Source organism: Pseudomonas sp. B21-021 (assembly GCF_024749205.1).
Taxonomy (GTDB): Bacteria; Pseudomonadota; Gammaproteobacteria; order Pseudomonadales; family Pseudomonadaceae; genus Aquipseudomonas; species Aquipseudomonas paraglycinae.
The window spans coordinates 5,048,841-5,071,253 of sequence record NZ_CP087192.1; the positions used below are offsets into that span (position 1 = coordinate 5,048,841).

The window sequence follows — 22,413 nt, forward strand, 5'->3', positions numbered from 1 at the left end:
CGCTGAATAAATCGACAATAAATGTGTATTAATCGTCCACGGCATCGAGAAACTCGTCTACCACGGGCATCTCGCCCATTCGTGTCGGAATGTTTAAACCAAAATGCAGGTACGCGTGACGGGTAACCACCCTACCCCGCGGCGTACGCATGATGTAACCCTGCTGAATCAGGTATGGCTCCAGCACGTCCTCAATGGTGTGGCGTTCTTCGCTGATGGCCGCCGCCAGGCTGTCGATGCCCACCGGACCGCCGTCGAACTTCTCGATCATGGTCAACAGCAGACGCCGGTCCTGATGATCGAAACCGTGCTCGTCGACATCCAGCAGGTTCAGCGCCAGATCCGCGACAGCCTTGGTGATGTGGCCCTTGGCCCGGACTTCGGCGAAATCCCGCACCCGACGCAACAGTCGGTTGGCGATTCGCGGCGTGCCACGGGCGCGGCGGGCAATCTCGAAAGACCCTTCCGGATCCAGCGGCAGGCCGAGGATGCTCGCCGAACGGCTGACAATCGTCGCCAGGTCAGCGGTGCTGTAGAACTCGAGACGCTGGACAATACCGAAACGGTCTCGCAACGGGTTGGTCAGCATCCCCGCCCGCGTCGTCGCGCCGACCAGGGTGAACGGCGGCAGATCGAGCTTGATCGAACGCGCCGCCGGCCCCTCACCGATCATGATGTCGAGCTGGAAGTCTTCCATCGCCGGGTACAGCACTTCTTCGACGATCGGCGACAGGCGATGAATTTCATCGATGAACAGCACGTCGTGCGGCTCAAGATTGGTCAACAGTGCCGCCAGATCCCCCGGACGTTCCAGCACCGGGCCGGAAGTGCTCTTGATCGACACGCCCATTTCCTGAGCGATGATGTTGGCCAGCGTGGTTTTACCCAGCCCCGGCGGACCGAAGATCAGGGTGTGGTCGAGGGATTCGCTACGGCCACGGGCGGCCTGGATAAACAGTTCCATCTGCTCGCGAACGGTCGGCTGGCCGATGTATTCGGCCAGGCTGACGGGACGTATCGCCCGATCCTGGACTTCTTCGCGCTCACGCGGACTGTGCGTGGCGGCGATCAGACGATCAGCTTCAATCACTTAAATCATTCCCTTCAGGGCGCGTCGAATCATGTCTTCGCTGCTCAGGCCTTTCTCTTTGATCGCGGAAATCGCCTTGCTCGCTTCCTGTGGCTTGTAGCCCAGGGAAATCAGCGCGCTGACCGCATCGTTCTCGGCGGTGTTGACCGGCGCCGGGCCGTCCGGCTGGTTCGGCACCAGTGCGAACATGGCCGGCGAGGTTTCCCAGGCCTTGAAGCGATCCTTGAGCTCGACCAGCAGGCGCTCGGCGGTTTTCTTGCCCACGCCCGGCACCTTGATCAGCGCCGAGGTGTCCTGGGATTGCACGCAGCGGATCAGTTCGTCGACTTCCAGACTCGACATCAAGGCCAGGGCCAGTTTCGGCCCCACACCATTGAGACGGATCAACTCGCGAAAAAAGTCTCGCTCACGCTTGCCGGCAAAACCATAGAGTAACTGCGCGTCTTCGCGTACGACCAAATGGGTGTGCAAGGTCAGCGGTTCACCGACCGACGGCAGACGATAAAGGGTGGTCATGGGCACTTCCAGCTCATACCCGAGGCCGTTTACATCCAGAATCAGGTGCGGCGGCTGTTTCTCAGCCAGAGTGCCGCGCAAGCGTCCAATCACGTTTCAGATCCTTGAGCGTTGGCCAGCCGTGGGCTGGCGACCGACAGAACATGGATTGACGGCCGACGACCCAGGCGCGAAATCCACATTCCGTGAAATTGATTGCTGATGCTATCAGAGACGCAGGCGCCCGCCACGACTGCGTGCCGTTCCCAGGCCGTGCGGCAACAGACTGGAGCGGGTGTGGGCGTGACAAATGGCAATCGCCAGGGCATCCGAAGCGTCGATTTGCGGTTTGCTGGTCAGCTTGAGCATGTGCATGACCATCATCTGCACCTGCTCTTTATTGGCAGCGCCAGTTCCCACCACAGCCTGCTTGACCTGGGTGGCCGTGTACTCGGCGATCTCCAGGCTTTCTTCGGCGCCGGCAACGATAGCGGCCCCACGGGCCTGCCCGAGCTTCAACGCCGAGTCGGCGTTTTTTGCCATGAACACCTTTTCGATGCCCATGGTGACCGGGCCGTAGGTCTGGATGATTTCCCGCACGCCGCGATAGACGATCTGCAACCGCTCATGCAGCTCACCGGCACCGGTGCGGATACAACCCGAGGCGACATAGATACAACCGCCGCGTCCGGTATCGCGAACAATGCCGTAACCGGTAATGCGCGAACCGGGGTCGATACCAAGAATTAAAGTCATAAGCCTGCTGGTTCGAAAAAACACAAAAACAAATGTGGGAGATCCCGTGCTTGAGGGTAAGCCTCAAACACGGAATCTCCCACATTGAATCGTAGTCGCTCTCAACCGAGCTGAGCGGCCACGTCTTCCGGAATGTCCGCGTTGGAGTAGACGTTCTGCACGTCGTCCAGGTCTTCCAGCATGTCGATCAGCTTGAGCACCTTCTCCGCGCCCTCCAGATCCAGTTCGGCGCTGGTGGTCGGCTGCATGACGATTTCCGCGTCATCACCCTTGAAACCAGCGGCTTCCAGGGCATTGCGTACCGCGTAGAAACTGGTGAACGAGGTGAACACGTCGATCGAGCCGTCTTCGTGGCTGACCACGTCGTCGGCATCGGCTTCCAGCGCCGCTTCCGTCAGTGCATCTTCGTCGACGCCCGGGGCAAAGCTGATCTGGCCCTTGCGTTCGAACAGGTAGGCTACCGAACCGTCGGTACCAAGGTTGCCGCCGCACTTGCTGAACGCGTGGCGCACGGCCGCTGCGGTACGGTTGCGGTTGTCGGTCATGCACTCGACCATCACCGCCACGCCACCCGGGCCGTAACCTTCGTAGGTCAGTTCTTCAACGTTGTCGGCTTCGGTCGCACCGGCGCCACGAGCCACGGCACGGTCGATGATGTCCCGGCTCATGTTGGCGCCCAGCGCCTTGTCCAGTGCCAGACGCAGACGCGGGTTGGAGCCCGGATCACCGCCGCCCTGACGGGCCGCAACGGTCAGTTCGCGGATCCACTTGGTGAAGATCTTGCCTCTCTTGGCATCCTGGCGTTCTTTGCGGTGCTTGATGTTCGCCCACTTGGAATGACCTGCCATAACTCGCTCCGAATTCTCTTGAACAATGCCCGCCGTGCAGGTGCATCGGCCAGCAAAAAAATCTTGTTTTCAATCACTGCAGAAAGAAAAAAGGCGCATCCGAAGATGCGCCTTCAGGCCCGTCTTACTCGGCCTTTGGCGTTTCGCGCAAACGAATGTGCAATTCGCGCAATGCCTTCGCATCCACGACACCCGGCGCCTGCGTCATCACATCGGCAGCACTCTGGGTTTTCGGGAAGGCGATCACTTCACGGATCGACTGGGCGCCGGTCATCAGCATCACCAGACGGTCCAGACCGAAGGCCAGACCACCGTGCGGCGGCGCGCCGTATTTCAGGGCGTCGAGCAGGAAGCCGAACTTCTCTTCCTGTTCCGCTTCGTTGATGCCCAGCAGACGGAATACCGCCTGTTGCATCTCTTTGCGGTGGATACGGATCGAACCGCCACCCAGCTCGGTGCCGTTCAGCACCATGTCGTAGGCACGGGACAGAGCGCCAGCCGGGTTGGCTTCCAGCTCTTCCGGCGAGCACTTCGGTGCGGTGAACGGGTGGTGCAATGCGGAGAAGCTGCCGTCGTCGTTCTCTTCGAACATCGGGAAGTCGACGACCCACATCGGAGCCCATTCGCAGGTCAGCAGCTTCAGGTCGTGACCGAGCTTGATACGCAGCGCGCCCAGGGCTTCGCTGACGATCTTGGCCTTGTCAGCGCCGAAGAACACAATGTCGCCGTCGACTGCGCCGACGCGATCGAGGATCACGTTCAGGTTGGCTTCCGGGATGTTTTTCACGATCGGCGATTGCAGACCGTCAACACCGGCAGCACGCTCGTTGACCTTGATGTACGCCAGGCCCTTGGCACCGTAGATGCCGACGAACTTGGTGTAGTCGTCGATCTGCTTGCGCGGCATGCTCGCCCCGCCTGGAACGCGCAGTGCGGCGATACGGCATTTCGGATCGTTGGCAGGGCCGCTGAAGACCTTGAAATCAACTTCTTTCAGCTGATCGGCCACGTCGACCAGTTCCAGCGGGTTACGCAGGTCCGGTTTGTCGGAACCGTAACGGCGCATGGCTTCTTCGAAGGTCATGTGCGGGAATTCGCCGAATTCCAGATCCAGCACTTCCTTGAACAGGTTGCGGATCATGCCTTCGGTCAGGCCCATGATGTCTTTTTCGTCGAGGAAGCTGGTCTCGATGTCGATCTGAGTGAACTCAGGCTGACGGTCGGCACGCAGGTCTTCGTCGCGGAAGCACTTGGCGATCTGGTAGTAGCGGTCGAAGCCGGCAACCATCAGCAGTTGCTTGAACAGCTGTGGCGATTGCGGCAGCGCGAAGAACGAACCGGCGTGGGTACGGCTCGGTACGAGGTAGTCGCGCGCGCCTTCCGGAGTGGCACGGGTCAGGATCGGCGTTTCGACGTCGAGGAAGCCGTTCTCGTCCAGGTAGCGACGGATGCTGGTGGTCATGCGCGAACGCAGACGCAGCTTCTCGGCCATTTCCGGACGACGCAGGTCCAGGAAGCGATAGCGCAGACGGGTTTCTTCGCCGACGTCGGAGAACTCGTTCAGCGGGAACGGCGGGGTTTCCGACTCGTTCAGCACTTCGAGCTCGTAGCCCAGCACTTCGATCATGCCCGACGCCATGTTGGCGTTGGTGGCACCGGCCGGACGCAGGCGAACCTTGCCGGTGATCTTCACGACGTATTCGCTGCGCACGCGATCGGCGGCGGCAAAGCTCTCGGCGCGATCCGGATCGAACACTACCTGGGCCAGACCGTCACGATCACGGATATCGAGGAAAATCACCCCGCCGTGGTCGCGACGACGGTGAACCCATCCGCAAAGGGTAATTTCCTGGCCTTCCAGGCTTTCGTTCAGTTGGCCGCAATAATGGCTGCGCATCATGGTAGTGGTTCGCTTCTCGTAATTCGAAATTCGGTGGAGATCCCGCTGCACTCAAGCAATGTGCAACGTGTGGAAACTCGCGCGTGTCGTTCGACCTGGGTTTGAACCCTAGTCAGATTTGTCGCCACCGGCCAGATTCTTCTTCGCGCCGGTCTTGAAATCGGTTTCGTACCAGCCGCTGCCGCTGAGGCGAAAGCCCGGCATCGACAGCTGCTTCTTGAGTTCCGGCGCCTGGCAGGCAGGGCAATCGACCAGTGGTGCGTCGCTGATCTTTTGAATGGCTTCCAGCTGATGACCACAGGAAGCACATTGGTAATCGTACATCGGCATGGGGTTGTCTCGGCAATCAGATTGCCAGCACACGCAGGGCTGTGCGGCGAAAGAGCGGGATTATATCCATTAAATGCGGCCTGTGCAGCCGGAAGACTGCACAGGCCGTCTTGTCAGTGACAACCCGCGTCGTGCATCCCCGGAGAATCCCGCAGGCCATGCACCACACACACCACCCGCACCAGACCGCTGAAGTTTTTCACCCCGCCATGGCGCAGGTGAACTTCACGATCGACACGGGACAACAACGTGCCGACCGAACAGCAATTGTCCTCGGCCATCCGGCCCAGGATGTTCCAGTAAACCTGCTCCAGCCGCATGCAGGTCGCGAACCCGTTCAAGCGTACCGATCGGGACAGCGGCCGAGTCAACGCCATGTCGAACCCGCCGAGAAACGGCTCCCCGAATCTGTCCTGCTGCAAACCGACAGCAATGTCGCCTCGCCTGTCTCCACCTTCCATATCGCTGACACTCCTTTGCCATTTCTGCGCCTGTGATCAAGGCGAGTTCCTGTGACCTCATTAAAAGCGCAGGTGCAAAGGCAGATCCAGATGACTTTTTGACCATCCACGTAGGATAAGCCAACGCGATACGGAGGATCATGGAGCGGCGGGTCGTCTTCCTTGTTTCCTACCGTCGCGAATGATTTTTCCGGGCAAAAAAGAGAAAAGCGCACGAACGAAGGATCCGTGCGCTTTCCGTCATCAGGCCTCGAGCAGTGCGCGAAGCATCCACGCGGTTTTCTCGTGAACCTGCATGCGCTGGGTCAGAAGGTCGGCTGTCGGTTCGTCACTGACCTTGTCCAGCAGAGGGAAAATCCCCCGCGCCGTGCGCGTGACCGCTTCCTGCCCCTCGACCAATTGTTTGATCATGTCCTCGGCACTCGGCACGCCCTCCTCTTCCTTAATAGAAGACAGGCGCGCATAGGTCGCGTACGCGCCCGGCGCCGGAAAGCCCAGCGCCCGGATCCGTTCGGCAATCGAGTCCACCGCCAGGGCCAGTTCGTTGTATTGCTCCTCGAACATCAGATGCAGGGTCCGGAACATCGGCCCGGTGACGTTCCAGTGGAAGTTGTGAGTCTTCAGATACAGCACGTAGGTGTCCGACAGCAGGCGCGAGAGCCCTTCGACGATGGATTTGCGGTCTTCTTCACTGATACCGATATCGATTGCCATGCTTACCCCCTAACGGCGATTGAATTCATCCAGCAGGTGTCGGTTCACTGTAGCAAGGCCTCCCTCGCATCGCAGCCCCCGTATCGACCCGATAGAAGCGACAAATCGCCCCACACGCTGCCGCTGGCCGGCGTGATTTGAGTAGCCGCAGGCTTTGCTGTTAAATAGGCAGTGTGTCGCTACGCCCCGTTTTCCGGGCCTGCGCATAGGCTGATGCCGGGCACGTGTCCAACGCCTCTTTATTGTTCCGAAGCGAACCGTGCGCCTTCAGCTCTTCCTTGTGAGCCGTCATAACGTGAGTCAATAAAAATGTTGAAAATCGTCCACCTGCTAATGGGCGCAGCAGCCTTGCTGCTGTCCTTCATACCCAGCCTGAAGTCCGAAGCGGTACCTTACCTGCAACAACCCGATGCACTTTACCTGGCCTTTTTCGGCCTGCTGAACCTGATCCTTGCGCCAGTTATCCCTTACTGGAACAAAGGTCCGCGCCAGCATCTGCAAAACCTGGTCAGCGCTTTGCTGGTCCTGACCGTTGTCCTGCAAACCCTGACCCTGATCGCGCCGATGCCTGTCATCGCCGGCCAGCCAGCCGTGCTGTTCAGCCTGGTGATCGCACTGGTCGCCGTGGTTCTGCACCTGGCCGTCAGCTTCTACAAATCCTCCCCGGCCGCCGCCGCGCAAAGCTACGACATGAGCAACCGCGATACCGGCACCGTCAAGTGGTTCAACACCTCCAAGGGCTTCGGCTTTATCTCCCGGGATTCCGGCGATGATATTTTCGTGCACTTTCGCGCCATCCGTGGCGAAGGCCACCGCGTTCTGGTCGAAGGCCAGCGTGTGGAGTTCTCGGTGATGAACCGTGACAAGGGCCTGCAGGCCGAGGACGTGATCGCCGCCCTGCCGCGTCGCTGATCCATGTCCACGCAATAAAAAAACCGCGAACAGCCTGGCTGTTCGCGGTTTTTTAATGGGTGCGTTTTTCACGGGAGCCTGCCCGCGCACTTCTCAATAGTGTGGCGGCGGTGCGTCTTCTTCGAAAGAACCGAACTGCCCCACCATCTCTTCCTGGCGCTTGAGTACGGCTGCCATCTGCAATTGCAGACGCTCGACCACTCGCTGCTGCTCTACCAGCACATCGTTCAATGCCTGGATGGTGTCATCCTGAAATGCCAGACGACTTTCCAGCTCGGTAACGCGTTGCTCGAGGCTCATGATCAGCCCTCCAGAAAGGTGAATTCTTCGTCCAGCACCAGACGCAGGCGCTCGCGAATCGCGGCCACTTGCTCGGCACTGTAAGGCTTGGCGGGATGTTTGCCCCAGACCGGTGCCGGCCACGCGGCGTCATCCCGTTTACGCACGATCACATGCATATGCATCTGGCTGACCACATTACCCAGGGTCGCGACATTCATCTTGTCGGCGTCGAAGGAGTCCTTGAGCACCTCGGCCAGGGCCGTGGTTTCTTCCCACAAGCGCTGCTGGTCGGCGACATCCAACTGAAACAACTCGCTGATATCGTCGCGGCGTGGCACCAGGATGAACCACGGGTAGTTGGCGTCGTTGGACAACAGCAATCGGCAAAGCGGGAAATCGCCGATGGTCAGCGTGTCCTGTTGAAGTCGTGGATCTAAAGCAAACACTGCGCGCACTCCCGGCGAAATGACCTGTTTTCAGCTTAGCGCCCCGCTGTGAATGCGCTGCGCCAAGCGACTGGACGGCAGCATACCTGCGATTGGAGTGAGCTTCACGACGAACAGCGTTGCCGCAAGAATGCCTCCACGCTCCGGGATGTGACATTTATGCCTCGCGTGCACCAGGACGGAACCGGCAATGCGAATAAACCGAGCAAAATGACCCGCTCACACCTCAGCGTTTACGTTCATCCAGCGACCCAACTGTATGAATTCAGTACAGCCTTTGAATTTTTTTGCACCAAAACCGCACAGTGCGTCTACGCTCAGTGCGTCGGGCATCCGCCGAATACTCACCGACGGGGTGAACCGGTAACGTTTTTGGTTGTCGCGCTGCGACTTTCAGGGAGCAACACCATGCGAAGGATGGCGTCAAGCCTGTTTGAAAGCCCCTCGAAGCCCCCGGTTTTGTGAGGTTTTTACAGCGTCAAACGAGCACCTTGAAAAAAACCGGAACAATTCAGCGGTTTGTGCACGCTTGTTGCATTCATACCCATATGGACTATAAGCGCACCACAAGAAGTGGATGCCTTGAGCCCCATAAAAACAGTGGCAGGGTTGCCCGATGGAGATTCAAGCGTTTTGCCAAGGGACTCTTTTTTACCGATGCTCAAGCTCTGTAAAACAGCGCTGAAGTTGTCAGTCCCATTGCATTTGGACTGTAAATTTGCGACATCTACCAAGCCGTTTGCGACACGCTCGTAAAGAAGCTGAAAGGTTGGATTCGCAAGTATCGCCAACATGGTCGGCGTGATATAAGTTTGCGCCGACACAAAAAGAAAGAGCCGCCCAGATAATAAAACAGGTGGGACGGCAGTACTCTTCTAAAACCAAAGGAGCAAATCACGATGCGCGTGATGAAGTGGAGCATGATCGCACTGGCAGTTGCAGCAGCAGCCAGTACTCAGATGGCTACGGCCGCACCGTTCGTAAGTGACCAGGCTGAAGCCAAAGGCTTTGTTGAAGACGCGAAAGCTGATTTGCTGATTCGCAACTATTACTTCAACCGTGACAACAAAGACGGTGCCCGTGACGTAAAAGACTGGACCCAGGGTATCTGGGGCAACTTCAGCTCCGGTTACACCCAAGGTACTGTTGGCGTCGGCGTTGATGCATTCGGCTACCTGGCCATCAAACTGGACGGCGGCGCCGGCACCAGCGGCTCCGGCAACATGAGCCGCAGCAACGAATTCAATGCAAACGGTTCCCGCGACCCTGACGACAGCCAAGGCAAAGCCGGCGCTGCCATCAAGTTCCGCGTTTCGAAAACCGAGCTGAAAATCGGTGACATGCAGCCTAGCACCGCTCCGGTATTCGCTGTCGGCGGCTCCCGTATCCTTCCGCAAACTGCCAGCGGTTTCCAACTGCAGAGCAGCGAGATCAAAGACCTTGACCTCGAAGCCGGTCACTTCTACTCGGCAACCAGCCAGGACCGCAACTCCCGTGAAGGCGGTCTGTACGCGACCTACGCCGGCGTTGAAGCCAACACCATCGACTACTTCGGTGGCAAGTACGGCATCACCGAAAACCTGAGCGCATCGCTCTACGGCGCCAAACTGGAAGACATCTGGAACCAGTACTACGCCAACGTGAACCTCACCACTCCGTTCGGTGGTGACACCTCGCTGAACACCGACTTCAACATCTATCGCACCACCGACACCGGTAGCGCGAAAGCCGGTGACATCAGCAACACCGCGTTCTCCCTGGCCACCGCTCTCTCGTTCCTGAAAGCGCACACCATCACCCTGGCGTTCCAGAAGGTCAACGGCGACACTCCGTTCGACTACATCGGCGTGGGCAAGAACAACCGTGGCGGCGACTCGATCTTCCTCGCCAACTCCATCCAGTACTCTGACTTCAACGCCCCGGGCGAGAAGTCTGCCCAGATCCGTTACGACATCAAAATGGCCGAGTACGGCGTTCCGGGTCTGAGCTTCATGACCCGCTACGTTAAAGGCTGGGACATCGACGGCACCCACACTCCAGCAGGCAGCGCCTACGCTGGTCTGTATGGCGAAGATGGCAAGCACAACGAAACCAACTTCGAAGCCAAATACGTAGTTCAGTCTGGCCCGGCCAAAGACCTGTCCTTCCGTATTCGTCAAGCCTGGCACTTTGCTAACGCCGACGAAGGTGAAGGCGATACCAAAGAGTTCCGTCTGATCGTCGACTACCCGCTGTCGCTTTTGTAATCGCACCGAGTTAGTTGCGGTAACAAAACAAAAAAGGCCCATCTTCGGATGGGCCTTTTTTATTGCCTGTCACTTGTAATAAATGCCTGACCGATAAGTCAGGCAATTAATTAGCAACCTATCATTACACTGCCGATTCCTGAACCACACGAATCACTCGTTGCGGAAAAGGAATATCAATGCCAGCAGTCTTTAAACGATCACGGGATTGTTCGTTAAACATGAACATGACATCCCAGTAATCCGCAGTTTTAACCCACACGCGCAGAGAAACAGTGATCGAACTGTCACCCAGTGTCGAAATAACGGCCTGAGGTGCCGGATCCTGCAACACGCGCTCATCCTTGGCCAGATCCAGCAGCACCTGACGGGCCTTTTGCAGATCGGCTTCGTAATCCACACCTACGTCGAACACAACCTTGCGGGTTGGCTGACGGTTGGTGTTGGTGATGATGCCGTTCGACAGGTTGCCGTTCGGGACGATGATGGTCTTGTTGTCACCGGTGCGCAGCACGGTGTGGAAGATCTGGATGCTGTCGACAGTACCTGCCACACCCTGGGCTTCGATCCAGTCACCGATACGGAACGGACGGAACAGCAGAATCAGCACGCCGCCGGCGAAGTTCGCCAGACTGCCCTGCAACGCCAGACCGATAGCCAGGCCGGCCGCACCGATCGCCGCAACGAACGAGGTGGTCTCGACGCCGATCATCGACGCCACGCTGACAATCAGCAGCACCTTGAGAATGATGTTGGCCAGACTGCTGATGAAACCTTGCAGTGCCAGGTCGGCATTGCGCAGGGCCAGCAGGCCGCCGAGCTTTTGCGTGACCTTGTTGATCAGCCACCAGCCGATGGCCAGGGTAATCACCGCCAGCAACACACGGCTGCCGTATTCCATGATCATCGGAATCCACGCCTGGGATGCCTTGACCAGGTTGTCCACCTCAGCATTCAAATCCATCTTTTATCTCCTGATTGCCGGCTTCCCGGGCTGTAAAAAACCAGCGGCAGAAAGACCGGGCCTTAAAGGGCTCAATCGTTTCTGCCGTTGCTTGGGCCTCGGACGCTTTAAACGCCGAGAGGTTCCCGACCGAAAAGCTTAGTCGCGGAAGTTGTTGAACTGCAGTGGCATGCCGAATTCCTTGGCACGCAGGGCCGCGATGGCCTCCTGCAGGTCGTCACGCTTCTTGCCGGTCACACGCACCTGCTCGCCCTGGATGGCGGCCTGCACCTTGAGCTTGGCTTCCTTGATGTGGCCGACGATTTTCTTCGCCAGCTCCTTGTCGATGCCTTCCTTGAGGACGGCGTCCTGTTTCATCAGTTTGCCCGAAGCGAAGGAGTCTTTGACTTCAAGGCACTGCACGTCGATCTTGCGCTTGACCAGGGCCAGCTTGAGGATCTCGATCATCGCTTCCAGCTGGAAATCGGCTTCAGCGGTCAGGTGGACGGTCAGGTCCTTTTCCTTGAATTCAAAGCTGCCCTTGCCTTTCAGGTCATAACGACGATCGAGTTCCTTCACGGCGTTCTCGACCGCGTTGGTGAGTTCGTGTTTGTCCAGTTCGGATACCACGTCGAACGACGGCATGTAATCTCTCCAATAAAAAGGCGCGCTCGTACGGGACGCGGCGCGCTTGGCTTGCGGTTAAAATCGGGCTCATTATAACGGGTCTTTTCCCACCGACACGGCGAGCCTTGCATGCCTGTACCTTACCGAGTGAAAAACTGATGTCCACCCCCTGGCACGTCCTCGGCGCCGGAAGTCTCGGCACGCTCTGGGCCACGCGTCTGACCCGGGCCGGATTGCCGGTCCGGCTGATCCTGCGCGACATCGACCGCCTGCACGACTATGCAACGGCGGGCGGCCTGACCCTCGTCGAACAAGGCGTGGCCACTAGTTACGCAATCCCCGGTGAAACCCCGGACAGTCCCGGCCCCATCCGTCGCCTGCTGGTGGCCTGCAAGGCCTACGACGCCGAAGCGGCCGTGGCCGGGCTTGCTCATCGCCTGGCACCGGACGCCGAACTGATTCTTTTGCAGAATGGCCTCGGCAGCCAGGAAGCGGTCGCCGCACAAGTCCCGCAGGCCCGCTGCATCAGCGCCTCCAGCACCGAGGGCGCGTTTCGCGACGGCGACTGGCGCGTGGTATTCGCCGGCCATGGCTACACCTGGCTGGGCGACGCCGGCCATCCCGTGGCGCCGATCTGGCTGGACGACCTTGAGACAGCGAAAATCCCCCATGAATGGAGCGCCGACATCCTCACCCGCCTGTGGCGCAAACTGGCGCTCAACTGTGCGATCAATCCGCTGACGGTGCTGCACGACTGCCGCAACGGCGGCTTGCAGCAGCATCACTGCGAAGTCGCAACCCTGTGCGGCGAACTGACCGAGCTGCTCGAAAACTGCGGGCAACCGGCCGCGGCGGACAACCTGCAACAGGAAGTCGAACGGGTGATCCAGGCTACGGCAGCGAACTTCTCGTCCATGTACCAGGACGTGGCCAGCCAGCGCCGCACCGAAATCAGCTATCTGCTCGGCCATGCCTGCAAGGTTGCAGAGCGTCATCAGTTGAACCTGCCGCATCTGAAGCAATTGCAACAGCGACTGACCGCTCATCTGCACAGTCTCGGATTGCCCGTCGACTGAGCAGCGGCTACGCTGGCCACTTGTTCCTTTGCTGCGATAAACCTGATGCCATTGCGCCAGCGTCTCGAAAACCTGCCGGTCGGCCAGAAACTGCTGGCCGCTCTGCTGGTGCTGTTGACCACTGTGTTGCTGGTCGCCAACCTGACCTTTATCAGCGCCGCCTATTACATTTCCCAGGAAAGCATGGCGCCCCAGGCGTTGCAGACCATCGGCCGGCTGGTGTCCAACCCGAGTCTGGTGGCCGAAGCCTTGCAGTCGCCGCAAAGCGCCGAACGCCTGCTCAAGGAGCTCGACAGCTATTCCCCGCTGCGTGCCGCCGCTTTATATGACGGCAAAGGCGAACGTCTGGCGCAGTTGCAGCACGGCGACAAACTCAAACTGCCGGAACGCTACCGGCACATCGAAGCCTGGCAACTGACCGAGTTTCGCAGCAATCAACTCATCACCCTGCCCCGCCCCGGTACTGCGCCGGGCCACCTGCTGTTGGTGGCCAGCAGCGAGCTGCCAGTCGCGTTCTACACCGGCACACTCACGGCCAGTCTGGGGATCCTGATTTTCAGTGTGCTGCTGTGGCTGGTCATCGCCCGGCAGATCAAGCGCCTGATCACCCGTCCCATCCATCAGCTGGAAGAACTGTCCCGCCAGGTGACCCGCGAGGAAAACTACGCCCTGCGCGCCTCTCGGGGCAACCATGACGAAATCGGCAGTCTGGCCGAGGCATTCAACACCATGCTTTCGCGCATCGAGGCCCGGGAGCAGCAGCTCAAGCGCGCCCGCGATGATTCCCAGGCGGCTTACGATCAGGCCCAGGGTCTGGCCGAAGAAACCCGCCACACCAATCGCAAGCTGGAACTGGAAGTCCAGGTGCGCAGCAAGATCGAGAAGAAACTCACCGGGTTCCAGAACTACCTCAACAGCATCATCGACTCCATGCCCTCGGCGCTGATCGCCCTCGATGAACAGCTCTATGTCACGCAGTGGAACCAGGAGGCCAGCGCGCTTTCCGGTACACGGCTGGACGAAGCGCTGAACCAGCCGATCTTCCTCGCCTTCGAGCCGCTCAAGCCGTTCCTGCCGCAACTCAAGCAGACCGTCGAGCAACACACAGTGGCGAAAATCGAGCGGGTGACGTGGTTCAAGGACGACGAGCCCAAGCACTACGCCCTCACCTTCTACCCGTTGATGGGCGGCGCCGGACGCGGCGTGGTGATCCGGATCGACGACATCACCCAGCGCCTGTCGCTGGAAGAAATGATGGTGCAGTCGGAGAAAATGCTTTCCGTGGGTGGCCTTGCCGCCGGCATGGCTCACGAGATCAACAACCCGCTGGGGGCGATCCTGCACAACGTGCAGAACATTCGCCGACGTCTGTCGCCAGACCTGCCGAAGAACCTCGAACAGGCCGAACAACTGGGCATCGAACTCGATACCGTGAACCGTTACCTTCAAGGCCGGGAAGTCCCGCAACTGCTCGACGGCATCCAGCAGGCCGGCGCCCGGGCAGCAAAAATCGTCACCCACATGCTCAGCTTCAGCCGCCGCAGCAACCGCCAGATGGCGCCGTGCGACCTGCCGGCCCTGATCGATCAAGCCGTGGAAATCGCCGGCAACGACTTCGACCTGGCCATCGGCTTCGACTTCAAGGGCCAGGCGATCATTCGCCAGTTCGACCCGGCGCTGGGCCCGGTGCCCGGCACCGCCAATGAACTCGAACAGGTGCTGCTCAACCTGCTGAAAAACGCCGCGCAGGCGATCCACCAGCGCGAAGATGACAGCGAGCCGGGACGGATCACTCTGCGCACCCGGCTCAATCCGCCCTGGGCCGAGATTCAGGTCGAGGACAACGGCATCGGCATGAGCGAGAACGTGCGCAAGCGCACCTTCGAGCCGTTCTTCACCACCAAGGAGATCGGCCAGGGTACGGGCCTCGGGCTGTCGGTGTCGTACTTCATCATCACCAACAACCACAAAGGGCAGATGGAAGTGCAGTCGGCGCCGGGGCAAGGCACCTGCTTCACCCTGCGCCTGCCACTGGCGCAACCGGCACCCATCGCCGCCGAAACCAATCAACTACCGAGGTAAACCATGGGCTTTCGCTTGTCGAAGATCTACACCCGCACCGGCGACAAAGGCGAAACCGGACTCGGCGACGGCCGCCGGGTGCCCAAGGATCACCCGCGCATCGAGGCCATTGGCGAGGTCGATACGCTGAACAGTCAGGTCGGCGTACTGCTGGCCGGATTGATCGCCGAACGCGAAACCTGCCCCGGGCTCAATGAATTGATCGACGTGTTAGCGCCTTGCCAACATCGGTTGTTCGACCTTGGCGGTGAGCTGGCGATGCCGGAATATCAGGCACTCAACACAGCAGAAATCGAACGGCTGGAAGCGGCCATTGATGTGTGGAACGAGGAATTGGGGCCGCTGGAGAATTTCATTCTGCCGGGCGGTTCGATGCTGATTGCCCAAGCGCATGTCTGCCGCAGCCTGGCGCGCAGTGCCGAACGTCGTTGCCAGCATTTGAATGCGATCGAACCGTTGGCCGGGGTTGGCTTGGCGTACATCAATCGCTTGTCGGATCTGTTGTTTGTGGCGGCCAGACTGATCGCCCGGCGCCAGGGTGTTGCAGAAATCCTGTGGCAGCCGGCAGCAAAACCCACAGAAAAGTAGCGCCTGACAAACTGCCTTCGTCGGAACGCCGCCCGGAGCAAGCCCGCTCCCACAGTTGACCGAGTTCTTCCTGTTGGAATGCACTCAACTGTGGGAGCGGGCTTGCTCGCGAAGGGGACGTCAGCCTCAATACAAAATCAGACCTCAGGCCAGAACGCCCGAATCCCCGCCACACCCTGAGCCCCGGCATCCCACGCTTTTTCGCGCTCCGCCGGGCCGACTCCGCCCAACAGAAACACCGGTTTGCTGAAGCCTTCGATCAGCGTCGAAGCCTGCTCCCAGCCCAACGGCTGTGCATCCGGGTGAGTCTGGGTCGGCTGCACCGGCGACAGGGTGACGAAATCCACGCCCATCTGCTCGGCCAGCGCCAGTTCTTCAGCGTTGTGGCAGGACGCTGCCAACCAGCGATCTGCCGGCAGCGGACGCCCCGCCGCCGCGTACTTGCGCAGCTGCGCCGAGGTGATGTGCCAGCCGGCGGCCGGGAAATCGCCCAGCCACTCAAACGGGCCCTTGATCATCAACTGTGCCTTGCCGGCGCAGAGGCCGACCGCATCTACCGCCAGATCGCGGTACTTCGGGTCATAGCCATTCGGCGCACGCAACTGAATCAGTTTGATACCGCCGGCAATCGCCTTCTGGATGCCGCGCAGCAAAGCCGGGGTTTCCAGGTCTTCCGGGGTGATCAGGTATTCAGCGGGCAGACGCGCTGCCGCGACGATCGGCTGGTTGGCCGCCGGGAATTCGTAATCCGTCAGCTCCTTGGCGGAAACCCACGCCAATGGCTGGCCTTCGGCACCGTGGGGTTCGCCGGTGAAGCTCGAGACTTCCCAGACATCCAGCAACACCTGCTTGTCCGGGTAATCATGACGCACCTTGATCAGCGGCCGGGCGGCACCGACGACGATGCCCAATTCTTCGTGCAGCTCGCGAGACAACGCGGTTTGCACCGACTCGTCGGCTTCGACCTTGCCACCGGGAAATTCCCAGAGGCCGCCCTGGTGCTGGGTATCGGCACGGCGGGCGATCAGAATCTTGCCGCTGTCGTCACGAATGACGGCGGCGGCGACGTGTACACGTTTCACGACTGCAACTCCTCCAGTCCTGCCTTTTGCCAGGCCTTGAAGGCCGGCCATTGGTAGACGGTTTCAACATAGGCTTCATCATCGGCCGGCAGCTTCACCTGATAGGTGCGCAGGCGCACGGCAATCGGTGCGAAGAACGCATCGGCGAGCGACACCCGACCAAACAGGTAAGGCCCCGGTTCGGTCGCGACAGCACGGCATTCGGCCCACAGCGCGAGCATGCGCTCGACATCGACCTTCACTTCCGGCGGCACCGGGTTGAGCGGCGCGTCGTGGCTCAGGTTGAACGGCATGTGATTGCGCATGGCGAAAAAGCCGCTGTGCATCTGCGCGCAGGCGGATCGGGCCTGGGCACGGGCGGCGATATCGGTGGGCCAGAGTTGCTCGGAAGGAAACTGTTCGGCCAGGTATTCGGCAATCGCCAGAGAGTCGGCGACGGTGCCACGAGCGGTTTTCAGCAGCGGCACCTTGGCGGTCGGCGAGTGCGCCAGCAGCCGCTCACGGGTGTCGGGTTTGCCGAGTTTGACCAGTTCTTCGGTGTAGGGCGCGCCGGTCAGTTCAAGCGCCAGCGCCGCCCGCAGGGACCAGGAGGAAAGCAGTTTGTCGCCGATGATCAGGTGAAGGCTCATGTTCGGGTCCTTTCATGGGACAGAAGAAAAGGAGGTCCGCAGACCTCCCTCTTCGGCAGGGATCAAGTGCGGTATTCGGCGTTGATCTTCACGTACTCGTGGGACAGGTCGGTGGTCCAGATGGTTTCGCTGCAATCGCCGCGACCCAGTTCGATACGGATGGTGATTTCTTCCTGCTGCATCACTGCCGAGCCCTGGGCTTCGGTGTAGGTCGCGGCGCGGGCGCCACGGCTGGCGATGCACACGTCGCCGAGGAACACGTCGATCTTGCTCACGTCCAGATCCGGCACGCCGGCACGACCAACGGCAGCGAGGATTCGGCCCCAGTTCGGGTCGGACGCAAACAGTGCAGTCTTGATCAGCGGCGAGTGGGCCACGGTGTAGCCGACGTCCAGGCATTCCTGGTGATTGCCGCCGCCGTTGACTTCAACGGTCACGAACTTGGTCGCACCTTCGCCGTCACGCACGATGGCCTGAGCCACGTCCATGCACACTTCGAATACGGCCTGTTTCAGCTTGGCGAACAGCTCGCCTTCGGCACGGGTGATTTCCGGCAGCGCAGCCTTGCCGGTGGCGATCAGCATGCAGCAGTCGTTGGTCGAGGTGTCGCCGTCGATGGTGATGCGGTTGAACGACTTGTTGGCGCCGTCCAGCATCAGGTTGTGCAACACATCGCGGGAGACTTTGGCGTCGGTGGCGATGTAACCGAGCATGGTCGCCATGTTCGGACGGATCATGCCCGCGCCCTTGCTGATACCGGTGACGGTGATGGTCACGCCGTCATGCTGGAACTGGCGGCTGGCGCCTTTTGGCAGGGTGTCGGTGGTCATGATGCCGGTGGCGGCAGCTTCCCAGTTGTTTTCCGACAGATCGTCCAGTGCGGCCTGCAAGGCGCCTTCGATTTTCTCAACCGGCAGCGGCTCGCCGATCACGCCGGTCGAGTACGGCAGGATCTGGCTGGCATCCACGCCGGTCAGTTCAGCCAGTTTGGCGGTGGTGCGCTCGGCGGCAGCCAGGCCCGGTTCGCCGGTGCCGGCGTTGGCATTGCCGGTGTTGGTCAACAGGTAGCGCACCGGGTTCTGCACGCGTTTCTTGGCCAGGATCACCGGCGCTGCACAGAAAGCGTTCAACGTGAACACGCCCGCCACGGTGGAACCTTCGGCGCAACGCATCACGACGACATCCTTGCGCCCCGGGCGCTTGATGCCGGCCGAAGCGATACCGAGTTCAAAACCGGCAACCGGGTGCAACGTTGGCAAAGGACCAAGACCAACAGCCATGAATGCGCTCCTTACTCAATGATGTCAGCACCGCCAAGCGTAGTGGCGGTGGTGTAAATGGCAAAACGCCGCGACGGCTGGTGCCGGTCGCGGCGCGGGTATTTCAGCGATTGAAACGGGGTTTACTGGATCTGCCCGTGGCAATGCTTGAATTTCTTGCCCGAACCGCAGTAGCACAGTTCGTTGCGGCCCAGCTTCTGCTCGTTGCGAACCGGGGCGGTGGCGAGGGCCACATCGACCTCTTCACCGACCAGTTCCGGTTGCGCTTCCAGGCCAGGAGCCTCGGCGTGTTCGAACTGCATGCGGGCGGCCAGTGCTTCGGCTTCCTGACGCAGGCGTTGTTCTTCCTCGGCCGGATCTTCGCGGCGAACCTGAACGTGCGACAACACACGGATCGAGTCGCGCTTGATCGAATCCAGCAGCTCGGAGAACAGCGTGAAGGACTCGCGCTTGTATTCCTGCTTCGGGTTCTTCTGCGCATAACCACGCAGGTGGATGCCGTGACGCAGGTGATCCATGGTCGACAGGTGGTCTTTCCACAGATCGTCCAGCACGCGCAGCACGATCTGCTTCTCGAACGAACGCAGGGCTTCGGCGCCAGCCTGGTCTTCTTTTTCGTTGTACGCGGCGATCAGCTCGTTCATCAGCTTCTCGCGCAGGGTTTCTTCGTACAGGTGATCGTCTTCGTCGAGCCATTGCTGGATCGGCAGTTTCACGCCGAAGTCGCTGGCGATCGACGCTTCCAGACCGGCTACGTCCCACTGCTCTGGCAGCGATTGCGGCGGAATGTGCGCGCTGACGGTGGCGTTCAGGACGTCCTGACGGAAATCAGCGATGGTCTCGCCGATGTTGTCCGCAGCCAGCAACGTGTTACGCATGTGATAGATCACTTTACGCTGTTCGTTGTTGACGTCGTCGAACTCGAGCAGTTGCTTGCGGATGTCGAAGTTGCGGCCTTCAACCTTGCGCTGTGCCTTCTCGATGGCGTTGGTCACCATGCGGTGCTCGATCGCTTCACCGGACTGCATGCCCAGGGCTTTCATGAAGTTCTTCACCCGGTCAGAGGCGAAGATGCGCATCAGGCTGTCTTCCAGCGACAGGTAGAAGCGGCTGGAACCGGCGTCGCCCTGACGGCCCGCACGACCACGCAGCTGGTTGTCGATACGGCGGGATTCGTGACGCTCGGAGGCGATCACCTGCAGACCGCCGGACTCCAGCACTTGCTGGTGACGCTTCTGCCAGTCGGCCTTGATCTGGGCGATCTGCTCAGGGGTCGGGTTTTCCAGCGAAGCCACTTCAACTTCCCAGTTGCCGCCCAGCAGGATGTCGGTACCACGACCGGCCATGTTGGTAGCAATGGTCAGTGCGCCCGGACGACCGGCCTGCGCGATGATTTCAGCTTCTTTTTCGTGGAACTTGGCGTTCAGGACCTTGTGTTCGATACCTTCCTTCTCGAGCAATGCGGACATGTGCTCGGAGGTTTCGATGGTCGCAGTACCCACCAGCACCGGACGGCCGGCAGCCATGCTTTCCTTGATGTCGTTGACGATCGCCGCGTATTTCTCTTCGGCGGTCAGGAACACCAGGTCGTTGTAGTCCTTACGGGCCAACGGCTTGTTGGTCGGGATCACGATGACCGGCAGGCCATAGATCTGATGGAATTCGAACGCTTCGGTGTCAGCCGTACCGGTCATGCCGGACAGTTTTTCGTACAGACGGAAGTAGTTCTGGAACGTGGTCGATGCCAGGGTCTGGCTCTCGGCCTGGATGTTCAGGTTTTCCTTGGCTTCGATGGCCTGGTGCAGGCCTTCGGACAGACGACGGCCCGGCATGGTACGACCGGTGTGTTCGTCGACCAGTACGACCTGACCGTCCTGCACGATGTATTCGACGTTGCGGTGGAACAGTTTGTGCGCACGCAGACCGGCGTAGACGTGAGTCAGCAGGCTCAGGTTGTGCGCCGAGTACAGGCTCTCGCCCTCGGCCAGCAGACCGATGCTGGTCAGCTGGTCTTCGATGAACTGGTGACCGGCTTCGTTGAGTTCGACCTGACGGGTCTTCTCGTCAACGGTGTAATGGCCTTCCTGGGTGACTTCGCCTTCGACTTCTTCGACGTGCAGCTTGAGTTTCGGGATCAGCTTGTTGATCTCGATGTACAGCTTGGAGCTGTCCTCGGCCTGACCGGAAATGATCAGCGGAGTACGCGCTTCGTCGATGAGGATGGAGTCGACTTCGTCGATCACGGCAAAGTTGAGTTCGCGCTGGAATTTCTCTTCCATGCTGAACGCCATGTTGTCGCGCAGGTAGTCGAACCCGAATTCGTTGTTGGTGCCGTAGGTGATGTCGGCGGCGTAGGCGGCGCGCTTCTCTTCCGGCGGCTGGAACGGCGTCACGATGCCGACGGTCAGGCCGAGGAATTCATACAGCGGGCGCATCCAGTTGGCGTCACGGCGGGCCAGGTAGTCGTTCACGGTCACAACGTGCACGCCCTTGCCGGACAGCGCGTTGAGGTAAACACCCAGGGTACCCACCAGCGTCTTGCCTTCACCGGTACGCATTTCGGCGATCCGGCCTTCATGCAGGGTCATGCCGCCGATCAGCTGGACGTCGAAGTGGCGCATGCCCATGACACGCTTGCCGGCTTCGCGGGCGACCGCAAAGGCTTCGGGCAACAGCTTGTCGAGGGTCTCCCCCTTGGCAATGCGGTCCTTGAACTCTGCGGTCTTGGCGCGCAGTTGATCGTCCGAGAGGGCGACCATCTTCTCTTCGAAGGCATTGACGAGCTGCACCGTCTTGAGCATGCGTTTGACTTCACGCTCGTTCTTGCTTCCAAAAAGTTTCTTTAACAAAGGCGCAAACATATCGGCAGGATCTTCCACACTAAAGGGATGGAGGGCGGCCCCGTGAGTCGCCCGTGCAGCCCTCATGGCCGCATGCGAACGAGCATTCTACCCGGAAACGGTGGTGAGGAAAGTGGGGATATTCCACGATGCTGGCACTGCGCTTTGACGGGGCTCACTTAAAATAGGGGCGTTTTGCTCAACTTCAAGCCGTACAGCAAAGAAGTTAGTCGTTGATTTAATGGGCAAAGCAGGGACAAAAGCAATGGGCGAGTGAAATGGGTGCCATCTGCTACCATGGCGCCTCTGTCACTTCAGGTCCTAGATCATGGCATTTCGCCCTCTCACAGCCAGAGCGCCCGCCGTTCTGCTACGCGAAGCCAGGCCGTTGAAAGCCATCCTCGGTCATGCGCAACGCCTGGCCCATCTGCAACGTCTGCTCGAAAGCCAACTGCAACCCGCCGCCCGTGAACATTGCCACGTGGCCAAGTGGCGCGAAGGCGAACTGTTGCTGATTGTCACCGACGGCCATTGGGCCACGCGCCTGCGCTATCAGCAGAAACGTCTGCAACGGCAACTGCAGATGTTCGACGAGTTCGCCAATCTGACGCGGATCAAGTTCGCCGTGCGGCCACCGACCATCCAGCGCGAGGCGAGCGGGCCGACGATCGACCTGTCGACGGATGCGGCGGCGACCATCCAGGCCACCGCCGACGGGATCAGCGATCCGAATCTGCGAGCGGCACTGGAGCGACTGGCCGCCCACGCCAAACCCAAAACCTGAGC

The 22,413-nt window shown here is 59.9% G+C and carries 23 protein-coding genes; 6 read left to right on the forward strand and 17 right to left on the reverse strand.

The features are described from left to right. Window positions 1-28: 28 nt before the first annotated feature. The 8 genes from ruvB to LOY31_RS22695 form a co-directional block, all read right to left on the reverse strand. Window positions 29-1,090 carry a Holliday junction branch migration DNA helicase RuvB gene (gene ruvB, locus LOY31_RS22660; protein ID WP_085745203.1) on the reverse strand — a complete coding sequence of 354 codons (1,062 nt, stop codon included), beginning with the start codon at window positions 1,088-1,090 and terminating at the stop codon, window positions 29-31. After that, a complete protein-coding gene (gene ruvA / locus LOY31_RS22665; protein ID WP_258712244.1) occupies window positions 1,091-1,699 on the reverse strand; it encodes a Holliday junction branch migration protein RuvA in 609 nt (202 codons plus the stop codon). Window positions 1,700-1,813: 114 nt separating this feature from the next. Next, window positions 1,814-2,341, reverse strand: a complete 528-nt coding sequence (gene ruvC, locus LOY31_RS22670; protein WP_007951206.1) for a crossover junction endodeoxyribonuclease RuvC — start codon at window positions 2,339-2,341, stop codon at window positions 1,814-1,816. 101 nt (window positions 2,342-2,442) lie between these two features. Beyond that, the gene (locus tag LOY31_RS22675; protein WP_003227527.1) at window positions 2,443-3,189 is read right to left on the reverse strand and encodes a YebC/PmpR family DNA-binding transcriptional regulator; all 747 of its coding nucleotides are present in this window, start codon (window positions 3,187-3,189) and stop codon (window positions 2,443-2,445) included. A gap of 124 nt (window positions 3,190-3,313) precedes the next feature. Beyond that, window positions 3,314-5,089: an aspartate--tRNA ligase gene (gene aspS / locus LOY31_RS22680; protein WP_007951209.1), complete on the reverse strand. Its 1,776-nt coding sequence runs from the start codon at window positions 5,087-5,089 to the stop codon at window positions 3,314-3,316. A 108-nt stretch (window positions 5,090-5,197) separates the two neighbouring features. Then, complete coding sequence (locus LOY31_RS22685) at window positions 5,198-5,419, reverse strand: FmdB family zinc ribbon protein (RefSeq protein WP_007951210.1); 222 nt, start codon at window positions 5,417-5,419, stop codon at window positions 5,198-5,200. A gap of 113 nt (window positions 5,420-5,532) precedes the next feature. After that, window positions 5,533-5,880: a ribbon-helix-helix domain-containing protein gene (locus LOY31_RS22690; protein WP_007951211.1), complete on the reverse strand. Its 348-nt coding sequence runs from the start codon at window positions 5,878-5,880 to the stop codon at window positions 5,533-5,535. A 243-nt stretch (window positions 5,881-6,123) separates the two neighbouring features. Further along, the gene (locus LOY31_RS22695) at window positions 6,124-6,594 is read right to left on the reverse strand and encodes a Dps family protein (protein WP_007951212.1); all 471 of its coding nucleotides are present in this window, start codon (window positions 6,592-6,594) and stop codon (window positions 6,124-6,126) included. A 309-nt stretch (window positions 6,595-6,903) separates the two neighbouring features. Between LOY31_RS22695 and LOY31_RS29405 the strand changes: the two genes are divergently transcribed. Further along, window positions 6,904-7,506 carry a cold-shock protein gene (locus LOY31_RS29405; RefSeq protein ID WP_007951213.1) on the forward strand — a complete coding sequence of 201 codons (603 nt, stop codon included), beginning with the start codon at window positions 6,904-6,906 and terminating at the stop codon, window positions 7,504-7,506. A gap of 93 nt (window positions 7,507-7,599) precedes the next feature. Here the strand turns inward: LOY31_RS29405 and LOY31_RS22705 are convergent, their stop codons facing one another. The 3 genes from LOY31_RS22705 to LOY31_RS22715 form a co-directional block, all read right to left on the reverse strand. After that, the gene (locus LOY31_RS22705; RefSeq protein WP_007951214.1) at window positions 7,600-7,806 is read right to left on the reverse strand and encodes a SlyX family protein; all 207 of its coding nucleotides are present in this window, start codon (window positions 7,804-7,806) and stop codon (window positions 7,600-7,602) included. A gap of 2 nt (window positions 7,807-7,808) precedes the next feature. Further along, a complete protein-coding gene (locus LOY31_RS22710) occupies window positions 7,809-8,234 on the reverse strand; it encodes an HIT domain-containing protein (protein ID WP_007951215.1) in 426 nt (141 codons plus the stop codon). Between the two features lie 470 nt (window positions 8,235-8,704). Further along, on the reverse strand, window positions 8,705-9,058 hold the full coding sequence (locus LOY31_RS22715) for a hypothetical protein (RefSeq protein WP_127799562.1): 354 nt from the start codon (window positions 9,056-9,058) through the stop codon (window positions 8,705-8,707). 75 nt (window positions 9,059-9,133) lie between these two features. On the opposite strand from LOY31_RS22715, the gene LOY31_RS22720 reads away from it, so the two are divergent. After that, on the forward strand, window positions 9,134-10,480 hold the full coding sequence (locus LOY31_RS22720) for an OprD family porin (RefSeq protein ID WP_085606620.1): 1,347 nt from the start codon (window positions 9,134-9,136) through the stop codon (window positions 10,478-10,480). Window positions 10,481-10,604: 124 nt separating this feature from the next. On the opposite strand, the gene LOY31_RS22725 is transcribed toward LOY31_RS22720, so the two are convergent. Continuing rightward, window positions 10,605-11,444 (reverse strand): mechanosensitive ion channel family protein, encoded by an 840-nt coding sequence (locus LOY31_RS22725; protein WP_064599011.1) that lies wholly within the window; start codon window positions 11,442-11,444, stop codon window positions 10,605-10,607. Between the two features lie 138 nt (window positions 11,445-11,582). Then, window positions 11,583-12,068 carry a YajQ family cyclic di-GMP-binding protein gene (locus LOY31_RS22730; protein ID WP_007951218.1) on the reverse strand — a complete coding sequence of 162 codons (486 nt, stop codon included), beginning with the start codon at window positions 12,066-12,068 and terminating at the stop codon, window positions 11,583-11,585. A gap of 140 nt (window positions 12,069-12,208) precedes the next feature. Here LOY31_RS22730 and LOY31_RS22735 point away from each other — a divergent pair, with 140 nt between their 5' ends. From LOY31_RS22735 to LOY31_RS22745, 3 genes are read left to right on the forward strand one after another with little or no spacing between them, the layout of a single operon-like run. Beyond that, window positions 12,209-13,126, forward strand: a complete 918-nt coding sequence (locus tag LOY31_RS22735) for a putative 2-dehydropantoate 2-reductase (protein WP_258712245.1) — start codon at window positions 12,209-12,211, stop codon at window positions 13,124-13,126. A gap of 45 nt (window positions 13,127-13,171) precedes the next feature. Beyond that, on the forward strand, window positions 13,172-15,208 hold the full coding sequence (locus LOY31_RS22740) for a HAMP domain-containing sensor histidine kinase (protein WP_085745209.1): 2,037 nt from the start codon (window positions 13,172-13,174) through the stop codon (window positions 15,206-15,208). 3 nt (window positions 15,209-15,211) lie between these two features. Further along, window positions 15,212-15,796 (forward strand): cob(I)yrinic acid a,c-diamide adenosyltransferase, encoded by a 585-nt coding sequence (locus LOY31_RS22745; protein WP_221533953.1) that lies wholly within the window; start codon window positions 15,212-15,214, stop codon window positions 15,794-15,796. Window positions 15,797-15,933: 137 nt separating this feature from the next. Here the strand turns inward: LOY31_RS22745 and LOY31_RS22750 are convergent, their stop codons facing one another. The 4 genes from LOY31_RS22750 to secA form a co-directional block, all read right to left on the reverse strand. Next, on the reverse strand, window positions 15,934-16,878 hold the full coding sequence (locus LOY31_RS22750) for a Nudix family hydrolase (protein ID WP_221533952.1): 945 nt from the start codon (window positions 16,876-16,878) through the stop codon (window positions 15,934-15,936). Next, the gene (locus LOY31_RS22755; protein ID WP_221533951.1) at window positions 16,875-17,507 is read right to left on the reverse strand and encodes a glutathione S-transferase family protein; all 633 of its coding nucleotides are present in this window, start codon (window positions 17,505-17,507) and stop codon (window positions 16,875-16,877) included. The genes LOY31_RS22750 and LOY31_RS22755 overlap by 4 nt, the downstream gene beginning before the upstream one ends. 62 nt (window positions 17,508-17,569) lie before the next feature. Beyond that, complete coding sequence (gene argJ, locus LOY31_RS22760; protein WP_085606632.1) at window positions 17,570-18,787, reverse strand: bifunctional glutamate N-acetyltransferase/amino-acid acetyltransferase ArgJ; 1,218 nt, start codon at window positions 18,785-18,787, stop codon at window positions 17,570-17,572. A gap of 122 nt (window positions 18,788-18,909) precedes the next feature. Next, the gene (gene secA, locus LOY31_RS22765) at window positions 18,910-21,648 is read right to left on the reverse strand and encodes a preprotein translocase subunit SecA (RefSeq protein WP_127799575.1); all 2,739 of its coding nucleotides are present in this window, start codon (window positions 21,646-21,648) and stop codon (window positions 18,910-18,912) included. A gap of 307 nt (window positions 21,649-21,955) precedes the next feature. Here secA and LOY31_RS22770 point away from each other — a divergent pair, with 307 nt between their 5' ends. Beyond that, window positions 21,956-22,411 carry a DUF721 domain-containing protein gene (locus LOY31_RS22770; protein ID WP_007951226.1) on the forward strand — a complete coding sequence of 152 codons (456 nt, stop codon included), beginning with the start codon at window positions 21,956-21,958 and terminating at the stop codon, window positions 22,409-22,411. Window positions 22,412-22,413: the final 2 nt, after the last annotated feature.